Genomic DNA, 22,937 nt, shown 5'->3' with positions numbered 1-22,937 from the left:
GCTTGTCACTTATAAATCAGCTTATTCCTCCCGTCCTCTCCGAACAGGCTATCCCCCAAAGTCGTAATCTTGTTTCCTGTAGCTACTACATAACGCAGGTTGTCACATCCCATAAATGCACCATATTCGATGGCAGTCACTCCGGCTGGCAATTCAAGCGTACCGCACAAGCGACCGCATCCACTGAATGCACGTTGTCCGATACTTTTCAAACCTTTGGGAAGCTGGATGCGCAACAGATCTTTTTTCTGGGTAAAAGTATATTCGGGAATAACCGTAGTGTTACTTTTGCTCAGATCAACAGCCACAAGATTGGGCATATAATCACGTATTACGGTGAAGTCAGCTTCGTCCAGTTTTCCTTCTACGGTCAGGAAATTCACATCTTTCGGTTGCAAGCCCGCAGCCACTAATTCACTGGCAAGACTTCCCATTAAGCCTACTTGTACGAAAGCCTCTACAGGTTCTCCCTCTATCACGGCAAAGGTTTCCCAATGCTTCTTGCCACGGTAGGAGTCGCTGCTACCCAACGGAACGAAAATGGCCGTTATGCTATCTGCCAAGGCGGCCGGTAATAGGTTGGGAGCAGTCTTCTTTCTCAACTGGCATATTTTCAGATTTTCGCAACCCTTGAAGGCCGCGTCTTCTATGTTCTTGATTTTCTCTGAAAGAATAATTTTCTGGAGAGTTGCTTTTCCGGTGAAAGTACTGTCGCTGGTCTGCTGGCAGAATGCATAAGCCGGTACACAGTTGGGCGGATAAATATAGAAACGGTCGGGGTAAGTGCCGCTTTTGCCTGCGTATGTACTGATGGATGCGTTGGAGATATCCAGCACTTTCAGATTCTTGAATTCATCGCGCAGATGTTTGAAGTCAATGGCATTTAGTTTTCCGGTCAATGTAAGATGGGTGACGCTGTTGGCTTCATCCTCAGTGAGCATGGATACCAGAGTGCCGGGCTTGGCTACAAAAAAAGTTTTATTATTAGCTGGTGTGCCTGCATTTTGGGCAATTGCTGCGTAAGTACATGCAGTCAGCATTATAGTGGCTAATGTTCGTTTTAGTTTCATGACAGTAATAGATATGTTTAGACAAATATACGCTTTTTGTAGGAATTTGCTTTCTATTTTTAATTTTATAGGTATTTTTGCCGGGGTATTAACATATAGAAACTAAGGATATGGAATCAATGAACGAAGATATAAATATTGCCCCGCAAGAGTCGAAACTTGTCATTTATCTGGTTGTTGCGGCAAAAGTTATCGTTTATATACTTTTGATGCTGGGATTTGCCGGAGTATTGGGAGCTGTTTGCATCAAAGCGGTCTCTTTTTTTAAGATAGATGGAATTTTGAAAGAAGTTGTCATGCAAAGTAGTTTTCTGGCGGGAACTTTCCTGGCGGCCTGGGTTCTGCTGAAGAATTGGGACCACCTTCCGATTACAGACTTGGGCTTATCCTTGAAAGGGCGGGCTAAAGACATCTTTTGGGGTACATTCGTTGCCTTGGCTATCTATGCTGTCGGATTTGGAATATTATATGGGTTGGGAGAGGTTGAAATTGCTGCCGTACGCTTTAGCGCATACGATTTTCTGCTGTCTTGGATATTAATGTTGCTGGTTGCTCTTGCAGAAGAGATTGCCTTTCGCGGTTTTGTCCTGGGGCATTTGCTGACCGCAGGTGTCAATCGTTTTGTGGCATTGTTTCTTTCATCCGCATTGTTTTCCCTGATGCATATTTTTAATCCCAACTTTTCTCTGATCGCTTTTCTGAATATATTGTTGGCGGGGATTATGATAGGTTCTACCTACATATATACGCGTAATTTGTGGTTTCCTATCGCTCTTCATCTTTTCTGGAATTGGCTGCAAGGTCCGATTCTTGGTTTCGAAGTAAGCGGAGGACGATTAGGCGGTACTTTATTGTCTTTAGAATTACCGGAAGAGAATATCATCAACGGCGGTGCATTCGGTTTCGAAGGTTCTGTCCTGTGCACCGCGTTGATGATTATTGCTATTGCGATTATTCTGAAATCAGCTTCAAGGCAATCCGCTTGCGGTCCATATCCACACTCAGCACCTTGACCCGGACATGCTGGTGAATAGAGACAATCTCATTCGGGTCTGAAACGAAACGGTCGGCCAGCTGCGAAAGATGGATCAGACCATTCTCTTTGATACCTATGTCGACAAATGCGCCAAAGTTGGTGATATTGCCTACGATACCGGGGAGTTCCATGCCTTCGCGCAGGTCGTTGATGGTGCGTACATTCTTGTCGAACTCGAAAATCTTTATCGGACCTCTCGGGTCGCGTCCGGGTTTTTCCAATTCTTGCAGAATATCTTTTAATGTCGGCATACCCACGGTAGGAGTGAGGTATTTCTCCGGCTTTATTTTCAGGCGGAGCTCCTTGCTGGCGATAAGTTCTGCTACGCTGCATCCCAGGTCTTTTGCCATCTGCTCTACGATGCAATAACTCTCAGGGTGTACGGCCGTATTATCCAAGGGGTTTTCAGCCTGTGGAATACGAAGGAAACCGGCGCATTGTTCAAATGCTTTGGCTCCCATACGCGGTACTTTCATCAGTTGCTTGCGGGAGGTAAATGCACCGTTTTCCGCACGATAGTTCACGATGTTTTGTGCCAGCTGAGGGCCTAGACCGGAAATATACGTCAGCAGGTGGCTACTTGCCGTATTCAGATTTACACCAACCAGATTTACGCAGCTTTCTACGGTCAGATCCAGTGATTTTTTTAATTTCGTCTGATCCACATCATGCTGGTATTGTCCCACGCCAATGGACTTCGGATCTATTTTCACTAATTCCGCCAATGGGTCCATCAGGCGGCGGGCGATAGATACGGCTCCACGTACCGTGACATCGTATTCGGGAAACTCATCCCGGGCGATTTTGGATGCGGAATAAATCGAAGCACCCTGTTCGCTCACCACAAATACCTGAATATCCTGTCTGAAAGTTTGGTGTTTCAGAAATTCTTCGGTTTCACGGCTTGCGGTTCCGTTGCCTACGGCGATGGCTTCTATCTGATAAGCTTCCACCATCTTTTGTATTTTGGATACAGCCTCTGCGGTTTTGTGCACCGGAGCATGCGGATAGATGTTCTCATTGTGGAGCAGATTGCCTTGTGCGTCCAGGCATATTACCTTGCAGCCTGTACGGAAGCCCGGATCAATGCCCATTACCCGTTTTTGCCCCAGTGGGGAGGCGAGCAATAGCTGGCGCAGGTTCTGGACGAATACCCGGATGGCTTCTTCATCGGCCTGCTCCTTACTTTGTGCGGCAAACTCAGTTTCGATGGACGATTTCAACAGGCGTTTGTAGGCATCCTGTACGGCCTCCGCCACTTGTTCTCCGCAAGCGTTGTTGCTACGGACAAAGCGGCGTTCCAGACGCTCTACACATTCCTCGTCATCAGGACTTATGCTGACTTTCAGCAGACCTTCGGCTTCGGCACGACGGATGGCGAGCAACTGGTGCGAGGTACATTTTTTCAGTGGTTTACTGAATTCGAAATAATCCCGGTATTTATCTGCTTCAGTTTCTTTTCCTTTCACTACTTTGGCGGTGATGACGGCTTGCCGGGAGAAGGCAAAACGCACGGTGTTGCGTGCCTGTTCGTCTTCACTGACCTGTTCGGCAATGATGTCCCGTGCCCCTTTCAGTGCGTCTTCGGCATCTTTCACTTCTCCTTTGACGTATGCTTCCGCACGTTTCTCGGGGTTGGGTTCCCGTTGCAGCATCAGCAATGTCGCCAGTGGTTCCAGTCCTTTCTGGCGGGCTACTTCCGCACGTGTGCGGCGTTTGGGTTTATAAGGTAGGTAGATGTCTTCAAGAACGGTGCTGTCCCATGTTTCATCAATACGTTTTTGCAGTTCGGGAGTCATTTTCCCCTGCTCGTTGATGGTGTTGATGATGGTCTCTTTCCGTTTGGCTGTTTCGTTCAGCTTCTCATAGTGTGTTTTGATGGCTTCAATTTGCACTTCATCCAGTCCGCCGGTAGCTTCTTTGCGGTAGCGACTGATGAAGGGAATGGTAGCTCCGTCTTCCAATAAATCGAGTGTATGGCCGATTTGCTTCTCGGAAATGCCGAGGGCGGCGGAAATCATGCGATGGAATAACTGTATCATGTTGAGTTGTTTTTGAATAATGAGGGTCAAAGATACGAAAAAAGAATAAAAGATATCTCTGTAGCCGAAAAACATATTATTGGGCTTCAACCTATACATTGAGTTTATGCACTATTTTACCTACACGCTTACACTCACCTTCTGCATCGTCCTGTTCATCGGTAATAGAGTGGAGTGTAGGTAAGTGTAGGTAGAGTGTAGGCAAATTTACCTACACTCTACCTATGTCAGAGATATATCTTTGATTATCTTTTTGTTATCTCTCTTTTTTGCCTACACTATTCGTTTTTACACCCTTTCATTTCAGGCGTTTTTCCACCTACTTTTGTCCATCCAAAGCATGGATTGTAAGTGTCAATCCCTTATGTCCATTGCGCAAACTACGCATGTATACTCTGTTGACATAGAGTGTTTTAGATATGACCACGATTGTGAACATCGTGACTCACAGTAGTGATACACGTGCTTTACAACAGTGAAGCACGTGCACTACAACTGTACACAGGGCTGACGCATTATAGTTTTTACCATAAATACTTATATTCAATTTATTAAAATCGCACTATATATAATTGACAATTAATGTATAAACTATTTTTATATGTCATCTTAAATTCTTATCTTTATAAGCAATTAAGAAACATAAATTGACTAAAATAATGGCAATATTTAGTATTTGTAAACAAATCAATGATCCTCGTATTGACAGAAAACGTGTACATTCTGCCGATGCTATCGTTTATATTTCAATGGCTGCTGTAATATGTGGTGCAGAATCCTGGTATGAAGTAGAAGATTTCGGCAATGCCAAGATTGACTTTTTCCGCGAACGGCTGCCCGGATTGGAATCTATCCCCAGTCACGATACCTTCAATCGTTTTTTCAGTGCTCTGAATCCTGAGTATTTCGAACGTATTTTTCGGCATTGGATGTTTGAAATCTGCGAGAAATATGAGGGTGTTGTAGCTATTGACGGCAAAACCATTCGTGGTGCCAGTAAATGTAGCTCATCTCACCCCACTGGTAATCGAAATTTTAAACTTCATATGGTTAGTGCTTGGGCTACAGCTAATGGCATCAGTCTTGGACAGCTGAAAGTTAATGAAAAACATAACGAGATCGTGGCTATCCCGTTGTTGTTAGAAGCCTTGGATTTAGTCAAGTGCATTGTAACCATTGATGCAATGGGGTGTCAAACGGATATTGCTAAAAAAATAATAGAGGGTGGAGCAGATTATGTCTTAGCTCTGAAAGAAAACCATAAGAATCTTTATAATACCGTCAAAAGTTGGTTTGATGATTTGGATGATAAAAATATCGATGTGAACAAAGCACATTATGCCACCAGATACGGCAAATATATAACAGAGGAAGAGTCTCATGGCAGACACGAACGCCGTGAATGTTTTGTGTACAGTTGCCAGGCTTTAACCGGAATGTTCAAAGAATGGAAGGGATTGAAGGCGGTTGTGAGAATATCTTCACAAAGAACAATCAAAACAACAGGCGAAACCTCTGTAAGCCATAGGTTTTATATCACCTCTTTAGGGCTGGAACCTCAAAAAATAGCAGAGTCTATACGGGCACATTGGGCTATTGAAAACAATTTGCATTGGCAGTTGGATGTCTCTTTTAATGAAGATGCAGGCAGAAAAACCGGAAATGCGGCACAAAACGTTTCACTTATGAATAAAATAGCACTGATGGTTATTAAGAAAAATGAAAGAAAAGGAAGCGTAAAAGGGAAAAGAAAGGCAGCAGGATGGGATAATGAACTACTTTGTGAACTTTTATCCATGAAATATTTTTAATGCGTCAGCCCTGCAACTGTACACCAGGGCTGACGCATTATAGTTTTTACCATAAATACTTATATTCAATTTATTAAAATCGCACTATATATAATTGACAATTAATGTATAAACTATTTTTATATGTCATCTTAAATTCTTATCTTTATAAGCAATTAAGAAACATAAATTGACTAAAATAATGGCAATATTTAGTATTTGTAAACAAATCAATGATCCTCGTATTGACAGAAAACGTGTACATTCTGCCGATGCTATCGTTTATATTTCAATGGCTGCTGTAATATGTGGTGCAGAATCCTGGTATGAAGTAGAAGATTTCGGCAATGCCAAGATTGACTTTTTCCGCGAACGGCTGCCCGGATTGGAATCTATCCCCAGTCACGATACCTTCAATCGTTTTTTCAGTGCTCTGAATCCTGAGTATTTCGAACGTATTTTTCGGCATTGGATGTTTGAAATCTGCGAGAAATATGAGGGTGTTGTAGCTATTGACGGCAAAACCATTCGTGGTGCCAGTAAATGTAGCTCATCTCACCCCACTGGTAATCGAAATTTTAAACTTCATATGGTTAGTGCTTGGGCTACAGCTAATGGCATCAGTCTTGGACAGCTGAAAGTTAATGAAAAACATAACGAGATCGTGGCTATCCCGTTGTTGTTAGAAGCCTTGGATTTAGTCAAGTGCATTGTAACCATTGATGCAATGGGGTGTCAAACGGATATTGCTAAAAAAATAATAGAGGGTGGAGCAGATTATGTCTTAGCTCTGAAAGAAAACCATAAGAATCTTTATAATACCGTCAAAAGTTGGTTTGATGATTTGGATGATAAAAATATCGATGTGAACAAAGCACATTATGCCACCAGATACGGCAAATATATAACAGAGGAAGAGTCTCATGGCAGACACGAACGCCGTGAATGTTTTGTGTACAGTTGCCAGGCTTTAACCGGAATGTTCAAAGAATGGAAGGGATTGAAGGCGGTTGTGAGAATATCTTCACAAAGAACAATCAAAACAACAGGCGAAACCTCTGTAAGCCATAGGTTTTATATCACCTCTTTAGGGCTGGAACCTCAAAAAATAGCAGAGTCTATACGGGCACATTGGGCTATTGAAAACAATTTGCATTGGCAGTTGGATGTCTCTTTTAATGAAGATGCAGGCAGAAAAACCGGAAATGCGGCACAAAACGTTTCACTTATGAATAAAATAGCACTGATGGTTATTAAGAAAAATGAAAGAAAAGGAAGCGTAAAAGGGAAAAGAAAGGCAGCAGGATGGGATAATGAACTACTTTGTGAACTTTTATCCATGAAATATTTTTAATGCGTCAGCCCTGAACTGTACACACATCCAAATGCAACATTCTAAAACAAAGGAGAAAGGATCTGAATCCAAAGAAAAAGCTATGTAATAACAAGTAAAAGGGCATGTAATTCATAAGGAAGTAGGTACAAAGCATTCACCAACAGACTATTGTAGCTGTGTATTTCAGCAGGTAAACGTTTATAAGGCTATTGAGGTAAATAATGATTTAACTACGCATTTTTTTAAATAGACCTTTCTTACTTCTTCAATTTTAGTAATTGTATTCTTCGGTAATATCTATTAATGTCTATATTAATAGCTTTATGTTTATTATTATTGTTTATAGATATTCCTTTTTTGCACAAGAAATGTGTAATTACAGTCAATCTATTTTTCCATATGTACACAGGAGGTTCGTTGTGTATAGCTCTATTAAATTTGTTCTTTACCATACTTCTATGATTTTTAATGTCTGAATTAGTGATGGAAAAATATGTTTCAAGCTACGAAGTTTAGTGTAAAAAAGAAAGAGTAAGTAAGAATCTTAGAATAATATTGATTATATATACTGATTTACGACGATTAATTGGCTGATATATAATTTATTGGAGTAAAAATGGATAGGTGTTCAAAAAACGTTCGTTTAATGGACACCAATATTTGTAAAGAAAATATCTCTTATTAAAACATCAAGTTGAATAGATATTAATGATATTTTTTCAGAATATAAAACCTTACACATGAGATACTTACATGCAAAAAGAGGGTCTGAGAAAATATTTTTATCAAACATTTTGGTCATTCAAAAAATACCTTTTATCTTTGCGCCCATTAAACGAACGATTAAAAGACAACTAATCTTCCTTAATCACCCGTTTATAGCTTTTGACTCCAGAAGCTCCACATAGATGTTTCACAGCTTCTTTTTCCGCGATGGTAGGAAGTTCTGAAATGAAATGAATGCAGCATAAGTTATTTAAAATAATCGCATTACATAACTTGATCGGTAGGTATTTCACTACTCCGGTGTCCCTAAAAAATATCCTTACGCGAAGTTGCTTTGCGAAAATATCATGACTGAAAGTACTCACTCTCAGCTTTCAACTTTCAACTCTCAAAATCTCCATTGGTTTGCTATTCGTGTCTCTTATAGTCGTGAACTGACTCTTAAGTCTATTCTTGATAAGGAGAACATAGAGAGCTTTATTCCTATGTGCTATGGAATGGTGATGAAAGGTGGTAAGCGTGTCCGTAGATTGGTGCCCGCCATACATAATCTTGTCTTCGTTCATTCTACGCGCAAGCGTATTGATGCTTTGAAGGACGAACTTGAGGGAACGATGCCTATACGTTTCATTATGAATCGTGAACATTGCCGTCCGGTAGTTATTCCTGATGCGCAGATGCGCAGTTTTATTCTGGTAGCGGGTAGTCATGATGAGCCAATTCTTTATATGGAAGCAGCCGAACTGAATTTGGTAAAAGGTCAGAAGGTTCGTATCACTGATGGTGTTTTCAAAGGTGTAATCGGTGAGTTTGTCCGTATTCGCCATGATCGCCGTGTGGTAGTCAATATTGAAGGTGTCATGGCTGTAGCTACTACTTTTATCCCGCCTTCGCTTGTTGAGCCGTTAACTGTTGATTGACATTAATCATTGATTGGCATTGCTGTTGACAATAATTATTAGTTGATGCATAGTATTGTGTTCTCTTAAATCTTTCGAAGCATCTTCTCTTTTTGAAATAAAACATTTAATAATATGAATTCTAATTCTTCATCATTATTTTCCTTAGCCCATGATCTTCTAACCTACGGGCTTGATGGAAGTCCCATTTATGCGGACCAATTTACACGTTTGAACCGTGATGTTTACGAACGGGCTATCGAACTTTACAACATTCATGGAGCTACGGCCGAAGAGGAGGCTGAACTTTGCCTTGGTTTGTTAGTGGCTTTCGCTGCAACGATTTATGATAATGGCTGCAAGCAGGAATATATTCAGAGTGTCCTGGATCGTAGCTGGGAGGTGCTTCCGAAGCTTTCTGCGTCATTGCTGAAGGTACGTTTGTTAACTTATTGTTATGGTGAGTTCTATGATGAGAGTTTAGCAAAGGAGGCTCATGAAATTATCAATACTTGGGATAAGGCAGGGTTGAGCCCGGAGCAGGCGGAGATTGCAGAGGAGTTGAAGGAGTTTGAGGAGAATCAGTATCCGTTTGAGGAGGTAGAAGAATAATTTCAGATGAACTATAATGATGCTATTGTGATATTTTACGAATCTTGATATGATCTCGTTGCATCTTATTTATGCTTATGACTTGAAAAGAAATATCCGCTACAGTTATGTGACGATGTGCTGCGTAGGCTTGTGAATACTTTAAGCAGAATACTTGTTCAATTAAAGTTGTTTTACTGAATTTCAGAACTTTATTGAATAAATTGAATTCTAATGTATTGTAAAAAATGCAAGATGAAATAGACTTTATTCAGTAAAATGATTGTGAATGTTTTACGAGAATTAATATCCGGTTAAGCGGTAATAAATAATGTGCTTAATTTATGAGATATGAAGGGGGGGCTATAACTTCTATATATTTATTTAAAAGAATATTTATTTTGTGTATAAGTCTTTGACAGATAAAACCGTTAAGGGAGTCGGTTGGAGTTTTATTGATAATATAGCTAGTTCTGGTGTTACCTTTTTGGTTGGATTAGTTTTAGCTCGTTTGCTTACACCAGCAGAGTATGGTATAATGGCGATGATTGCTATATTTATTGCTATATCAAACTCTATTACTGATAGTGGCTTTTCTAATGCTCTGATTCGAAAAATCCATATAGATCGGATTGATTATAATACAGTCTTTTATTTTAACCTGTTGGTTAGTATTGTTATATATCTTCTTTTATTTTTGGCTTCTCCAGCTATTAGCTCTTTTTTTAAGGAGCCTATTTTGATAAATGTTACAAGGATAATTGGATGGGTGGTTATTATTAATGCATTAGCGATTATTCCTCGTACGATATTTGTTAGAAATATTAATTTTAAAACTCAGACTAAAATATCTTTAATCTCTTCTGTTTCTAGTGGCATAATTGGTATTGGAATGGCATTATGTAATATGGGAGTGTGGAGCTTAGTTGGGCAGCAAATATCTCGTCAGCTTTTGAATACTTTATTTTTGTGGATTTTCTGTAGATGGAGGCCTGTTTGGGAGTTTTCAATAAAAAGTTTTAGGGAGTTATTTGGTTTTGGTTCTAAATTATTGCTATCTGGATTACTTGATACAATATATAAAAATATTTATTATATAGTTATTGGGCGTTTTTATACTTCTAGTCAATTGGGGCAATTTACGCGTGCGGAACAGTTTAAAACAATCTTTTCCAGTAATTTGACAACCGTCGTTCAACGTGTTAGTTATCCAGTACTTAGTTCTATCCAAGAAGAGCCAGAACGTTTACGCGAAGCATATAGAAAGGTTATTAAAACTACAATGTTAGTAACATTTGCTTGTATGTTGGGACTCGCTGCTGTCTCCAAGTCACTATTGCTAATTTTGATAGGTGAGAAATGGTTACCTGCTGTTCACTTTTTACAGATTATTTGTTTTTCAGGCATGTTGTATCCTCTTCATGCTATAAATCTGAATATACTTCAGGTAAAAGGACGTTCAGATTTGTTCTTGAAATTAGAAATTCTGAAAAAAGTTATAGCAATTGCTCCTATTATTATTGGAATCTTTTATGGTATTGAATATATGCTTTATGGAAGTGTATGCACGTCTTTTATTGCTTATTTCTTGAATAGTTACTATTCAGCTGATTTAATTAATTATTCAACTAAAAAACAGATAACTGATATATTACCTACATTCTTAGTATCTCTCTTTACATCGGCAGCTATGTGGAGTCTTTCTCTTTTAAATCTCTCTGCTTATATAATTTTCCCCTGTCAATTATTATTGGGGGTAATTCTCATTTTTTTAATTTATGAAAAAATGCATTTGTCAGAGTATCTTGAAATAAAGCGGTTGATGATTGGAATAATAAAGCGAAAATAAATAATATTAAAGATGGAAAATAAATTAATTACAGTTACTTCTCCATTACTTCCTTCACTTGATGACCTTTTTCCTTATTTGCAAGATATCTGGAATCGAAAATGGTTGACTAATAATGGATACTATCACCAGGAATTGGAGAGAGCTTTATGTGAGTATTTAAAAGTTCCTTTTATTAGTCTATTTACAAATGGAACATTGCCTTTAATGTGTGCTTTGCAGGCTCTTCGTATAACAGGTGAGGTAATAACTACTCCTTATAGTTTTATAGCTACTACTCATTCTTTGTGGTGGAATGGCATTAAACCTGTATTTGTAGATATAGATCCGGAGACTTGTAATATAGACCCAAATAAGATTGAGGCGGCAATAACTCCTAAAACAACTGCTATTATGCCTGTTCATGTGTATGGGAAGCCTTGTGATATTAATCGTATTCAGGAGATTGCAGACAAATATGGTCTAAAAGTTATTTATGATGCAGCACATGCATTTGGTGTTGAAGTGGATGGAAGATCGATTTTAGAAGCGGGTGATTTGTCTACTTTAAGCTTTCATGCTACGAAAGTTTACAATACAGTTGAAGGTGGAGCTTTAATTTGCCATGATGAGAAGACAAAAAAACGTATCGATTATTTGAAGAATTTTGGATTTGCAGGAGAAACTGAAATTGTAGCTCCTGGTATTAATGGTAAGATGGATGAGATACGTTCTGCTTATGGATTATTAAATTTGAAACAAGTTGATTCCGCGATAGATGCAAGATGTAAAGTTGCAATGAAATACCGTGATTCATTACGAGGAGTGCCCGGTATTCATTTTATGGAAGATATGCCTAATGTCCGTCATAACTATTCTTATTTTCCTATTTTTGTAGATGCTGAAAAATATGGAATGAGCCGTGATGAACTTTACTTTAAAATGAAACAACATAATGTTTTAGGTAGGCGGTATTTTTATCCTTTGATAAGTGAATTTTCTACTTATCGTGGATTAGAATCTGCCAAACCTGAAGGGTTGCAAAATTCTATTAAAAAGGCAAATGAAGTTATTTGTTTACCAATGTATCATGATCTTACTGATGAAGATATAGCTCGCATTTTAGAATTAATTGTGTAATATAATTCTGGTTTTGAATGTTGAGTTTAATATTGGCTTTTCTATAAGTGAATTTTGTTGAATTGTAGCTGCGAAGTTGAATATAATGTTAAGGAATAAATGAAGAAAATTTTGATTTTAGGTGGAACCTGGTTTCAGCTTCCAGCTATTCAATATGCGAAATCTGAAGGATATTATGTCATAACATGTGATTATCTACCGAGCAATCCAGGGCATAGATATGCGGATGAGTATCATAATGTGAGTACTACTGATAAAGAAGCTGTATTATTCTTAGCAAAGACTTTAAGAGTGGACGGTATTCTGTGTTTTGCTTCAGATCCTGCAGCACCTATTGCGGCTTATGTTTCAGAACAGTTAGGATTGCCAGGTAATCCCTATGATAAAGTTTGTCTTTTGGGTGAAAAACATCTTTGGCGTCAATTCTTAGAATCAAATGGATTTCATGTTCCGAAATCTAAATCATACATATGTTATTCTGATATTTCTTTGGATGAATGGAATTATCCTGTAATGGTGAAGCCTGTAGATTCTTCTGGTAGTAAAGGGATAACTAAGGTTTGTAATAAGCAAGATATCTCTGCAGCTTTTGAATATGCTTTATCTTTTTCTCGTAAGAAGATCATAATAATAGAGGAATATATAGAAAAAGTTGGACCTCAAATTGGTGGTGATGGATTTTATGGGATGGATCATTTGGAATTCGTGTGTTATGGTGAACAGGTTGTTGATAATAATATTACAGGATATGTGCCATGTGGAATGAAGTTTCCCGCTCAATTACCTTCCTCTCTTAAGGAACGTATAACAAAAGAAATAGAGCATGTTATTTCTCTATCTGGGTTGAGAAATCTATCTTTTAATTTAGAAGTCATGGTAGATAAATCTGGGTGTATTTATATAATGGAATTGGGACCTCGCAATGGTGGAAACTGTATACCGGAAGTTATTCAAAATTATACGGGTGTAAATATGGTTGCTTTAGCTGTAGAAGCGGCTTTGGGGAATACTTTGCCTATTCATATCAGTAAGAATGATCACAATTTTGCCTATTATGCGCTTCATAGTTCTGTCTCTGGTATTTATAGAGGATATCAGATTACTACAGATTTTAGTGGGAAATTAAATGGGGCTTATATCTTTATAGAAGAAGGAACTGAAGTAGGCGTTTTTTTAGGTTCTAATCAGACTATTGGTATTCTTTTGTTAGAGTTTGAAACTCGATTAGATATGGATTTATTTTTTGACAATCCTTGTAATTTTATAAAAGTAAATGTTATATGAAAAAAGTAATAATTTTTGGAGCTACAGGCACAGTTGGTGCATATACTTCCCTTTTTCTGAAAGATTTAGGATATGATGTTATAGCTGTTGGTAGGAGAAAATCTGATAATAATTTTTTTTCGGATCATCAAATATCGTACTATTCGATTGATATTTCTGATAGTGAAAGCTTTGAGGTATTACCTCACAAGAATATAGAGGCTGTATTGAATTTTGCAGGTGCTATGCCTGCAAAGATGGAGGGATATAATCCTTATGAGTATGTCAATACGATTGTTATGGGGACATTGAATGTATTAGAATATGCGAAAAGAATTAATTGTAATAGATTTGTTTTCTCTCAATCAATTTCAGATATATTGTATTTATTTGGATCTGAAAATAAAATTTCAGCAGATGTAGAGCGACGTTTTCCTGTAACAGGTGATCATTCTGTGTATTCTATATGTAAAAATGCTGCTGTTAACTTTATAGAGCATTATGCGATAACTTATAACTTTAAGTATTTCATTCTTCGTCTTCCTACAATTTATGCATATCATGGTTCGCCTTATTATTATGTTAATGGTGAAAGAAAATATTTAGCTTATCGTTTGTTGATAGAAAAAGCTATGCGAGGTGAGCCTATTGAGGTTTGGGGAAATCCTGCACAGAAAAAAGAAATTACTTATATAAAGGATTTACTTCAAATAATAAGAGGGTGTTTGGAAACGACTGTTCAAGGTGGAATTTATAATGTAGGAACGGGGGTAGGAGTGTCTTTAGAAGAACAGATAGATGGAATTATAGAAGTCTTTTCCTCTAAAAATAATCCGAGTCCTAAAATATATTGTCCTTCAAAGCCCTCATCTCCTCAATTTGTATTAGATATTACTAAGACCCAAATAGATTTAGGATATACTCCTAAATATGGATATCTTGAATATCTGAGGGATATGAAAGATGAAATGGAAATGAATCGTTTTAATAAGTTATGGGGGAATGCGTAAAAATGAAATGTATGTGCGAACTTAGAAGAAGAGAATTTTGTCATTAATGTCTGATTAGATTTTCTTTATAAATAAAGATTAGTATTACTTTATGTTATCTAATTAGTGACGATGAATTTATATGTATTTATAACTTATAGTGTGGCGGATGTAGGTGGTGGGCAGATGTATATTAAAAGTAAGGCTGAATACTTGAAGAGTAAAGGTTGGGATATTTTTGTATATTCAACTACGGCTGGAAATTTTCTGATAGACGATTTCTCTCAATATGAAAGTGGAGTTATGAAAGAGTTATTGTTACCAGCCTATTATTATACTTTGTTCAAAAGAAAACAGCTTCTAAAAAGAATGTTGAGGTGTTGTGATATTTGTTCATATAAGCAATGCGTAATTGAGAGTCATTCTTCATCGCTTTCTACTTGGGGGGAATTATTGGCTGAGCAAACACGTGTCAAACATTTAATTTTTGATATAACTGAAACTCCCAAATGCCCTCCGGTATTATCTTCTTTTATGAAGTTTAAATTTGATCGTAAGGAATTGGTTTTTATTCATGAAAAAACAATGAAGTCTTTTTTTTCTAATGAGAACATACCTCAATGTCAATGCTATCATCTTCCTGCTTATTACACTTTGCCTTCTATTATGGATATTGATTCTTCATTAATAGATACTGTTAGAAATTTTGCAGCAGATTATGTCATTGGGATTATAGGACGCTTGGATAAACCTTTTGTAATTATGACGGTTTCTGATATAATTACGTTTTTGCAGAAGAATAATAGAAAAAATACATTTGTAATTATATATATAGGTGGAAATGCTAATGGTGGTGAAGATATAATGAAAGAGATCGTTAAGCAATATCAAATGTTTGATAATGTGCGTTTGGTTATGACTGGTTTTCTTTTTCCTATGCCACTGAGGTTGATTGACCAAATGGATGTTTGTATCTCAAATTCAGGTACAGCACGTGCTGTACGTGATGTGGGTGTTCCAGTCATAACAATTGATAGTAATGATTTTAAACCAATAGGAGTGCTTGGGGTGACAACTCAAAACACTTTATATAGAAATGATGATGAAGTTAAAATTGAAATGCACAATGTATTAAATGATGTTTTAGTGCATAAAGAATTGTATATTTCAACATGCGTAAAAGAGGAAAAGAGTAAGAAAGATTTTGCAATACATTTTTCTTTCTTGGAAGAAACATGTCAAGAGAAAGTGTACTATTCTTTTTCTAAACTACATTATTCTTTTTCTTTGTTTTGTAAAAAAGTACTAATAGCTATTGGAGGAAGTGCTTTTTATAAGAAACTTTCTTTGATATGTAATTAGTCGTTCGCTTATGCTAGTATATATCTCTCTTTTTTTGTTTTTTGTGATTTTGTCATTAATATATGATTTTTCTTCAACACAAAATAAAAATAAAAAGAATTTTTTCATTTTGTGTTGTGTTATTCTCAGTCTCGTTGCTGGATTAAGATATCGTATAGGTGTTGATTCTATGAGATATATGGAAGTATTTGAAAAACTTCCAAAACTATCTGATTGGTTGAGTGTTGATTTCAGTATTGCAAATCAGCCATTATGGTTGTTGATAAATATTGTTTGTAAAAGTATTTATAATGATTTCGTACTAGTACAACTTGTTCAAGCATTTGCTGTTAATATTTTAGTTTTTCGTTTTATTTATAAAACTACTACTAAATACTTTCTTGTGATACTAGCATATTATTGTATAATGTGGTGGAACTTTAATTTTGAGATAATGAGAGAGTCTTTGTGTGTTGCAATTTATTTGAATATTTTACTCGCTTATTTTACTCATAAAAATATTTATAAGTTTTTGTTGTTTTCTATTCCAATTTTATTTATTCATTGGTTCTCTTTTATAGTTATAATACTGACTGTTGTTGTACATTTTATATCATTAAAGCGTTTGATCGTATTTTGTACTGTTGTGGCTCTTTTATCCTTATTCCTTTTTGATGCTAATGGACTTTTTGAATACTTTTTATTTTTAGATCTTTTTCTACCAGATAATATGACTGAACGTTCTGTCTTTTATTTGGCAAGTGACGACTATGGTTTTATTAATATAACTATTGTTGGGATAATATTTATATTGCTTACGCAGGTATTGTATCCTTATTTGATAGTTTCTTTGAAAGAAACCAATGAGGAAAAATGTAAACTGCTGGTTTTGTACATGTTCTTTATTGTTCTTAGACTAAAGTTGTTAATTTTATCCCGTATTGTGAACTATTGGGACTTGTTGTTGATAGTAATGGTAGTTAACTCCTTCTTTATGCATAAAAATACTTATAGAATGTTGTATATTCGCTGCTGTTTCATCTATTCATTATATGTAGGAATTCGTGCTTTTTATTTACCATCTTCGTTAGAAACAAGAGGTAATATAGGGTATGATTGTCGTTATATCCCTTATTCGTCTTATCTAACAAAACAAAAGAACCCGGATCGGGAATATTTATATAATATAAATCTATATTAATGTGAAGGACTCGGTGATGTCTTTCAGAGAAAAATAAGACATAGGTTTAAAGGATTTATTTAATTTGATATATCTGTAATAATTGTAAATTCACATTGTGTATAACATTTACTGGTGTTCTCTGTATTTTTACCTTTGTAATGAATTAAAATATTAGCTTGTGAGGTTTTAATTATTTGTGTATCATTTTTTTTATTAAGATTTATGCGTTTCAAGTTTATTTAATATCTTGAAAAGTATATAGGAGTAAGATGTTATTACCGTATTTGCATAATGTTCTCCTGAATAATGGTAGTTTCCAATTTTATGATAAAATTATAGAATTGGTCAAGGTCTTCAATAAATTTATCGGTAAGACTCTGATAAAATTGATTTGTTTAGGTCAGAAAAATTATTTATTCTGTGGCTCGAAATAGACAGCTAAAACACTTCTTTGATTTATTCAATCATAGATAAATAGGTTGCGTCCAGTTAAATATATTACGAAGATTTTAAGAGATTTCGTTTCAGAGACAATGGATTATATGAAGCTTTTGACGATGAATATTGTAAAATAACTTAATTGTTAATAAAATGTAACTCAAAGTAGACTGTGATGCTGGTAAAAGGCCTTATAGAGCTATACGATGAGTATTTACAGATAAATTTTATATTAGAAATTAAAAGTAAAATATACTTATTATGATACCTAAAGTGATTCACTTTTGTTGGCTAAGTAATGAACCATATCCCGATTTGATAAAGAAATGTATTGAATCATGGAAGGAGAAACTGCCTGATTATACAATAAAAAAATGGGATACAACTAATTTTGATGTAACTTCTGTTCCTTTTGTCAAAGAGGCATATGAATGTAAAAAATGGGCTTTTGCAGCAGATTATATTCGTTTACATGCCTTATACACAGAAGGTGGTATTTATTTAGATTCTGATGTGCGGGTGCTTAAAAGTTTTGATATTTTTTTAAGCGATCCTGCATTTTCTGCTATAGAATTTAATCCTAAAATATATCCTATTGCTTTGCAAAATGGTTTTTTTGATGACGAAGGAAACTTATTATATGATTCAATACAAATAGGTTTAGGGCTTCAAGTGCAAGCCGCCGTGATAGGTGCAGAAAAGGGAAATAGTTATATAAAGAGTTGTTTGGATTATTATATAGGTAAGAATTTTATTCTTGCTGATGGACTTTTTAATAATAAAATAATACTTCCAGATATTATGGCTTTTTATGCAAGAAATTTTGGTTTTAAATATATTAATAGAGAACAAAAGTTACTTGATATTAAACTTTATGCATCAGAGGTGTTTGCTCCTCATCCTAAATTAGTAACTTCTAAATCTTATGCTATTCATTGTTGTACAGGCACATGGAGAAAAAAAACATGGTTTAGAAAGTTTATAGAATATATAAGGCATAGGTTGTATTAGTGTATTATTACAAACATTGAGCAATAAGATATATATATAATGACAAATTTGATCCGTGTTTTGCATGTTGTTACTAAGATGGATGCAGCAGGCATAGAAACTTTACTTATGACATTTTATAGGCAAATGGATCGAAGTAAAGTACAGTTTGATTTTTTAGTTCATCGGAATTCTGAAGGTTTCTATGATAATGAAATTCTTAAAATGGGGGGAAGGATTTATTCTGTTCCTTCTTTGCATCCTTTTCATCATAGTAAATATATAGATTCTTTGAACTGTTTTTTTGCTTCTCATCCAGAATATAAAATAGTTCATTCTCATATAAATACTTTTAGTATGTATGTACTTAGAGCGGCTAAGGAAGCTGGAATTCCTGTCAGAATTGCTCATAGTCACATTGCAAATCCTTCTTTGAGCATAAAGACTCCTTTTCGAATATATACAAAATTGTTGTTACGACGATATTCCACTCACAATTTTGCATGCTCTATAATGGCTGGGAAATGGCTGTTTGGTAAAAAAAACACATCATCTCCAAATTTTTATTTGGTTAGAAATGCGATTTATTCTACAAAATATTTATTTGATGAAAAGATTCGAATAGAAATTCGCAATACATTTAATATTGAGAAAGAGTTTGTATTTCTTCATGTAGGGCGATTTGTAAAACAGAAAAATCATATATTCTTATTGAATTTTTTTGTTCGATTTCATCAAAAATATCCAAATTCCAAACTTTGGTTGATTGGAGAAGGACCGTTGAAGAAAGAAGTAGAACATAAAATTATGAAATTAGGAATAATTGATAGTGTTGAGCTTTTAGGGGTGAGGGAGAATGTTAATCAATTTATGATGGCTGCTGATTGTCTTTTATTTCCTTCCATATTTGAGGGGTTGGGAATTGTTGCGGTTGAAGCACAAACATCGGGGATGCTTACAATTGTCTCTAATAATATTCCGGTAGAAGCAAATATATCTTCATTATTTCATCAATTACCTCTAGATGTTGAAAAATGGGTTTCTGAAGTGGAATATTTACTTGAATATGAGAGAGGCAAAGAGAATGTAGCTTCTCAATCGGGGTATGATGTAAAAGAAACAGCTTCTTGGTTGCAAAATTTTTATTTAGAGAATTTTTTATAATGTTTATGCAATGAATTATAAAAGAATTATCCAAAGCCAAAAACTGCGTTTCCTAATTCTGAAATTTTTAGCTTTTGTTCCAGATACTATTATGCTGAAATGGCAGTATCGTATAAAAATGGGACGCAAACTTGATTTAAATAGTCCTCAACGCTATACGGAGAAGTTGCAGTTATATAAAATGTATTATCGTAACCCAATTCTGTTTCAATGCGTTGATAAATACCGAGTTAGAGAATATGTAGCTACTAAGGGATTAACTTCCATATTAAATACTTTATATGGAGTGTATGAAGATTGTAAAGATATAGATTGGAAAGTGTTACCAGATAGTTTTGTTATCAAAACGACAGATGGTGGTGGAGGGGAAAATGTTTTTATATGTAAGAATAAATCAGACCTGGATATAGAGTCTGTGAAAAGCCATCTAGTTGCTTGGAAAAATAAGAAGGATATAAATGCAGGACGCGAATGGGCATATACTGGGATTACAAAATCTCAATATATAATTGAGGAATTACTTGTAAATGAAGATAATCCTGATGCTGGAATATCTGATTATAAAATATTTTGTTTTAACGGGAAACCTTATTGTATTGTATATGATATAGATCGATACATTGGTCATAAACGTAATTTTTATGATACTAAATGGTGCTGTTTGAATGTTTCTAGTGATTGTCCTTCATTTTTTGATTCTGGACAGAAGCCTAAAGGCTTGGATGATATGTTAATGGTAGCAGAAGTATTATCTGCAGATTTCCCTTTTGTGCGCGTTGATTTGTATTATATTCGAAATAAGGTGTATTTTGGAGAATTAACTTTTTATCCTTGGAGTGGCTATGTACAATTTAATCCAGATGAATTTGATTTTATATTAGGAAAACAGTTTGATATTTCTTCTTTTTTACCTTTCTAAGTAATGGCTAAACTTTTTATTGTTGTCAATGTCGATTGGTTTTTTCTCTCTCATCGTAAAGACATTGCTTTAAGTGCTCAAAAAAAAGGTTATGAAGTTACTGTTGTGACGAAAGATACCGGTAAAAAATCGACTATCGAAGCTTTGGGATTGAAGGTGATTGATTTGCCTATGAACCGTTCCGGGCAAAACATTATAGAGGAGTTGTATACATGTTGGTTTTTGTATCGTCTCTATCGACGTGAAAAACCGGATATTGTTCATCATGTAGGCTTAAAGACTATACTTTGGGGGACTTTAGCTGCAAAACTGGCAAAAGTACATGGAGTAGTTAATGCTGTTAGTGGATTGGGAATCTTTTTCTCAGAGGAAAATACATCATTAGTTTCAAAACTTCTCCCTAGGGTACTTCACTTTTCTCACCATCGTAAAAATCTTGCAGTAATTTTTCAGAATGAAGAAGATAAAGGTTTATTCTTAAAAAACAGGATTATAAAAGAAGAACAGGCTTTCATGATAAAAGGGTCAGGAGTAGATTTGAACCAATATTGTTATACTCCTGAACTGGAAAGTCAAAAAATCAAAGTTTTGCTTACTGCCCGTATGATTGTAGAAAAAGGGGTATTTGTGTTAGTAGATGCTGCGTTGAAACTTAAAGAAAAATATAGAGATAAAGTAGAGTTTCTGCTTTGTGGTGGATTGGATGATAACCCAAAAGCAATAAAAGAGGAGGAACTTAAATCTGTATGTGATGGTGGATATATTCAGTGGCTAGGATATCGTACGGATGTGTTGGAGTTATTGAAATCTTGCCATATAGTAGCATTCCCTTCCTATTATAAAGAGGGTCTTCCAAAGTCATTAATTGAAGCTGCTGCTGTTGGTCGTCCTATAGTGACTACGAATTCCATTGGATGTAAAGAAACAGTGGTGGATGGCTATAATGGTTATCTAATTCCTGTAAAAGACAGTGATACTTTAGCGGAGAAATTGAACCTTCTTTTTGAAGATGAGAATTTGAGACAAAATATGGGGCGCAACTCGCGTATTTTGGCTGAAAAAGATTTTTCAATAGAGAATGTAATACATAGACATCTTGAAATATATAGTCAGTTGAGTAAAGCATGAAAATTTTAGTTACCGGTGCAGCCGGTTTTATAGGCTCTTATGTGTGTAGGCATCTATTGGGTCGTGGTGATGAGGTTCTTGGGCTGGATAATTTGAATGACTACTATGACGTGAACCTGAAATATGGTCGTTTGGGTACACTGGGTATCTCTAAGGATGATATAGACTGGTATAAGTTTGTAGGAAGTTCAGAATATTCTTCTTTCCGTTTTGTTCGTATGAATCTTGAGGACAAACAAGCTATGCGGATGCTGTTTGCCAATGAGCATTTTGATAAGGTAGTGAATCTTGCAGCTCAGGCGGGAGTAAGATATTCTATTGAAAATCCTTATGCTTACGTAGAAAGTAATGTGGATGGATTTCTAAATATTTTAGAAGGATGTCGTCATTACAAAGTAAAACATTTGATATATGCCAGTTCCAGTAGTGTATATGGTTTGAATGGTAAAGTTCCCTTTTCAGAAAGGGATAGTATAGCTCATCCGGTGAGTTTATATGCTGCTACGAAGAAGTCTAATGAATTGATGGCTCACACATACAGTCATCTCTATGGCATTCCTTCAACAGGACTCCGTTTTTTTACGGTATATGGTCCTTGGGGACGCCCTGACATGTCTCCTTTCTTGTTTGCAGATGCCATGTTACACCATCGTCCTATAAAGGTATTCAATAACGGTGATATGCTTCGTGACTTTACCTATATTGACGATATTGTAGAGGGTGTTTTGCGAGTGATAGATCATACTCCATCTCCTGATTTTGACTGGCAAGCGGAAACACCGGATCCCAGTACCTCCACTGCACCTTACAAGATTTATAACATTGGTAATTCGCATCCTGTGAAGTTGATGGATTTTATACAGGCCATAGAAGAAGCGATTGGGCATCCGGCAGAGAAGGTATTTCTTCCGATGCAACCCGGTGATGTTTATCAGACAAATGCAGATACTACAGCATTGCAGAATGAATTGGGATTTAAACCTAATAAATCTATTGGAGAAGGAGTGAAAGATACAATAGAGTGGTATCGTTCTTTTTATCAATTATAAAGAGTAAATCAAGAA

Annotated in this window: 18 protein-coding genes; 16 read left to right on the top strand and 2 right to left on the bottom strand. The window is 35.9% G+C overall.

Going from position 1 to position 22,937, the window contains the following annotated elements; translation table 11 throughout:
* Window positions 1-5 precede the first annotated feature (5 nt).
* Entirely contained in the window at window positions 6-1,070 is a 1,065-nt protein-coding gene (locus K6V21_RS22120) for a leucine-rich repeat domain-containing protein (protein WP_224319886.1), read from the bottom strand.
* A gap of 110 nt (window positions 1,071-1,180) precedes the next feature.
* Here K6V21_RS22120 and K6V21_RS22115 point away from each other — a divergent pair, with 110 nt between their 5' ends.
* Window positions 1,181-2,083 (top strand): CPBP family intramembrane glutamic endopeptidase, encoded by a 903-nt coding sequence (locus tag K6V21_RS22115; protein ID WP_224319885.1) that lies wholly within the window; start codon window positions 1,181-1,183, stop codon window positions 2,081-2,083.
* Here K6V21_RS22115 and K6V21_RS22110 read toward each other — a convergent pair.
* Window positions 2,022-4,148: a Tex family protein gene (locus K6V21_RS22110; protein WP_224319884.1), complete on the bottom strand. Its 2,127-nt coding sequence runs from the start codon at window positions 4,146-4,148 to the stop codon at window positions 2,022-2,024. The two genes, K6V21_RS22115 and K6V21_RS22110, sit on opposite strands and share 62 nt — an antisense overlap.
* A 659-nt stretch (window positions 4,149-4,807) precedes the next feature.
* Here K6V21_RS22110 and K6V21_RS22105 point away from each other — a divergent pair.
* From K6V21_RS22105 to K6V21_RS22035, 15 genes are all read left to right on the top strand, one after another.
* Entirely contained in the window at window positions 4,808-5,959 is a 1,152-nt protein-coding gene (locus K6V21_RS22105) for an ISAs1 family transposase (RefSeq protein ID WP_224319883.1), read from the top strand.
* 181 nt (window positions 5,960-6,140) lie between these two features.
* Window positions 6,141-7,292, top strand: a complete 1,152-nt coding sequence (locus K6V21_RS22100; protein WP_224319883.1) for an ISAs1 family transposase — start codon at window positions 6,141-6,143, stop codon at window positions 7,290-7,292.
* Window positions 7,293-8,347: 1,055 nt separating this feature from the next.
* Window positions 8,348-8,920 carry a UpxY family transcription antiterminator gene (locus K6V21_RS22095; RefSeq protein WP_217713598.1) on the top strand — a complete coding sequence of 191 codons (573 nt, stop codon included), beginning with the start codon at window positions 8,348-8,350 and terminating at the stop codon, window positions 8,918-8,920.
* 114 nt (window positions 8,921-9,034) lie between these two features.
* Window positions 9,035-9,511, top strand: a complete 477-nt coding sequence (locus tag K6V21_RS22090; protein ID WP_224319882.1) for a UpxZ family transcription anti-terminator antagonist — start codon at window positions 9,035-9,037, stop codon at window positions 9,509-9,511.
* 382 nt (window positions 9,512-9,893) lie between these two features.
* Complete coding sequence (locus K6V21_RS22085; protein WP_224319881.1) at window positions 9,894-11,339, top strand: lipopolysaccharide biosynthesis protein; 1,446 nt, start codon at window positions 9,894-9,896, stop codon at window positions 11,337-11,339.
* A gap of 12 nt (window positions 11,340-11,351) precedes the next feature.
* On the top strand, window positions 11,352-12,458 hold the full coding sequence (locus K6V21_RS22080; protein ID WP_224319880.1) for a DegT/DnrJ/EryC1/StrS family aminotransferase: 1,107 nt from the start codon (window positions 11,352-11,354) through the stop codon (window positions 12,456-12,458).
* A gap of 99 nt (window positions 12,459-12,557) precedes the next feature.
* The gene (locus K6V21_RS22075; RefSeq protein WP_224319879.1) at window positions 12,558-13,742 is read left to right on the top strand and encodes an acetyl-CoA carboxylase biotin carboxylase subunit family protein; all 1,185 of its coding nucleotides are present in this window, start codon (window positions 12,558-12,560) and stop codon (window positions 13,740-13,742) included.
* Window positions 13,739-14,731 carry an NAD-dependent epimerase/dehydratase family protein gene (locus tag K6V21_RS22070; RefSeq protein WP_224319878.1) on the top strand — a complete coding sequence of 331 codons (993 nt, stop codon included), beginning with the start codon at window positions 13,739-13,741 and terminating at the stop codon, window positions 14,729-14,731. The genes K6V21_RS22075 and K6V21_RS22070 overlap by 4 nt, the downstream gene beginning before the upstream one ends.
* Before the next feature lie 111 nt (window positions 14,732-14,842).
* Complete coding sequence (locus K6V21_RS22065; RefSeq protein WP_224319877.1) at window positions 14,843-16,072, top strand: hypothetical protein; 1,230 nt, start codon at window positions 14,843-14,845, stop codon at window positions 16,070-16,072.
* 10 nt (window positions 16,073-16,082) lie between these two features.
* Window positions 16,083-17,252 carry an EpsG family protein gene (locus K6V21_RS22060; RefSeq protein ID WP_224319876.1) on the top strand — a complete coding sequence of 390 codons (1,170 nt, stop codon included), beginning with the start codon at window positions 16,083-16,085 and terminating at the stop codon, window positions 17,250-17,252.
* A gap of 681 nt (window positions 17,253-17,933) precedes the next feature.
* Window positions 17,934-18,683, top strand: a complete 750-nt coding sequence (locus tag K6V21_RS22055; protein ID WP_224319875.1) for a glycosyltransferase family 32 protein — start codon at window positions 17,934-17,936, stop codon at window positions 18,681-18,683.
* A 39-nt stretch (window positions 18,684-18,722) separates the two neighbouring features.
* Complete coding sequence (locus K6V21_RS22050; protein WP_224319874.1) at window positions 18,723-19,826, top strand: glycosyltransferase; 1,104 nt, start codon at window positions 18,723-18,725, stop codon at window positions 19,824-19,826.
* Window positions 19,827-19,836: 10 nt separating this feature from the next.
* The gene (locus K6V21_RS22045) at window positions 19,837-20,745 is read left to right on the top strand and encodes an ATP-grasp fold amidoligase family protein (protein ID WP_224319873.1); all 909 of its coding nucleotides are present in this window, start codon (window positions 19,837-19,839) and stop codon (window positions 20,743-20,745) included.
* A gap of 3 nt (window positions 20,746-20,748) precedes the next feature.
* Entirely contained in the window at window positions 20,749-21,873 is a 1,125-nt protein-coding gene (locus K6V21_RS22040; protein ID WP_224319872.1) for a glycosyltransferase family 4 protein, read from the top strand.
* Window positions 21,870-22,922 (top strand): NAD-dependent epimerase, encoded by a 1,053-nt coding sequence (locus tag K6V21_RS22035; RefSeq protein ID WP_224319871.1) that lies wholly within the window; start codon window positions 21,870-21,872, stop codon window positions 22,920-22,922. The genes K6V21_RS22040 and K6V21_RS22035 overlap by 4 nt, the downstream gene beginning before the upstream one ends.
* Window positions 22,923-22,937 lie beyond the last annotated feature (15 nt).

The sequence above is a fragment of the Bacteroides cellulosilyticus genome, assembly GCF_020091405.1.
Classification (GTDB): domain Bacteria; phylum Bacteroidota; class Bacteroidia; order Bacteroidales; family Bacteroidaceae; genus Bacteroides.
Note: the sequence above shows the minus strand (reverse complement) of the source record. Positions and strands in the feature narration are given on the sequence as shown.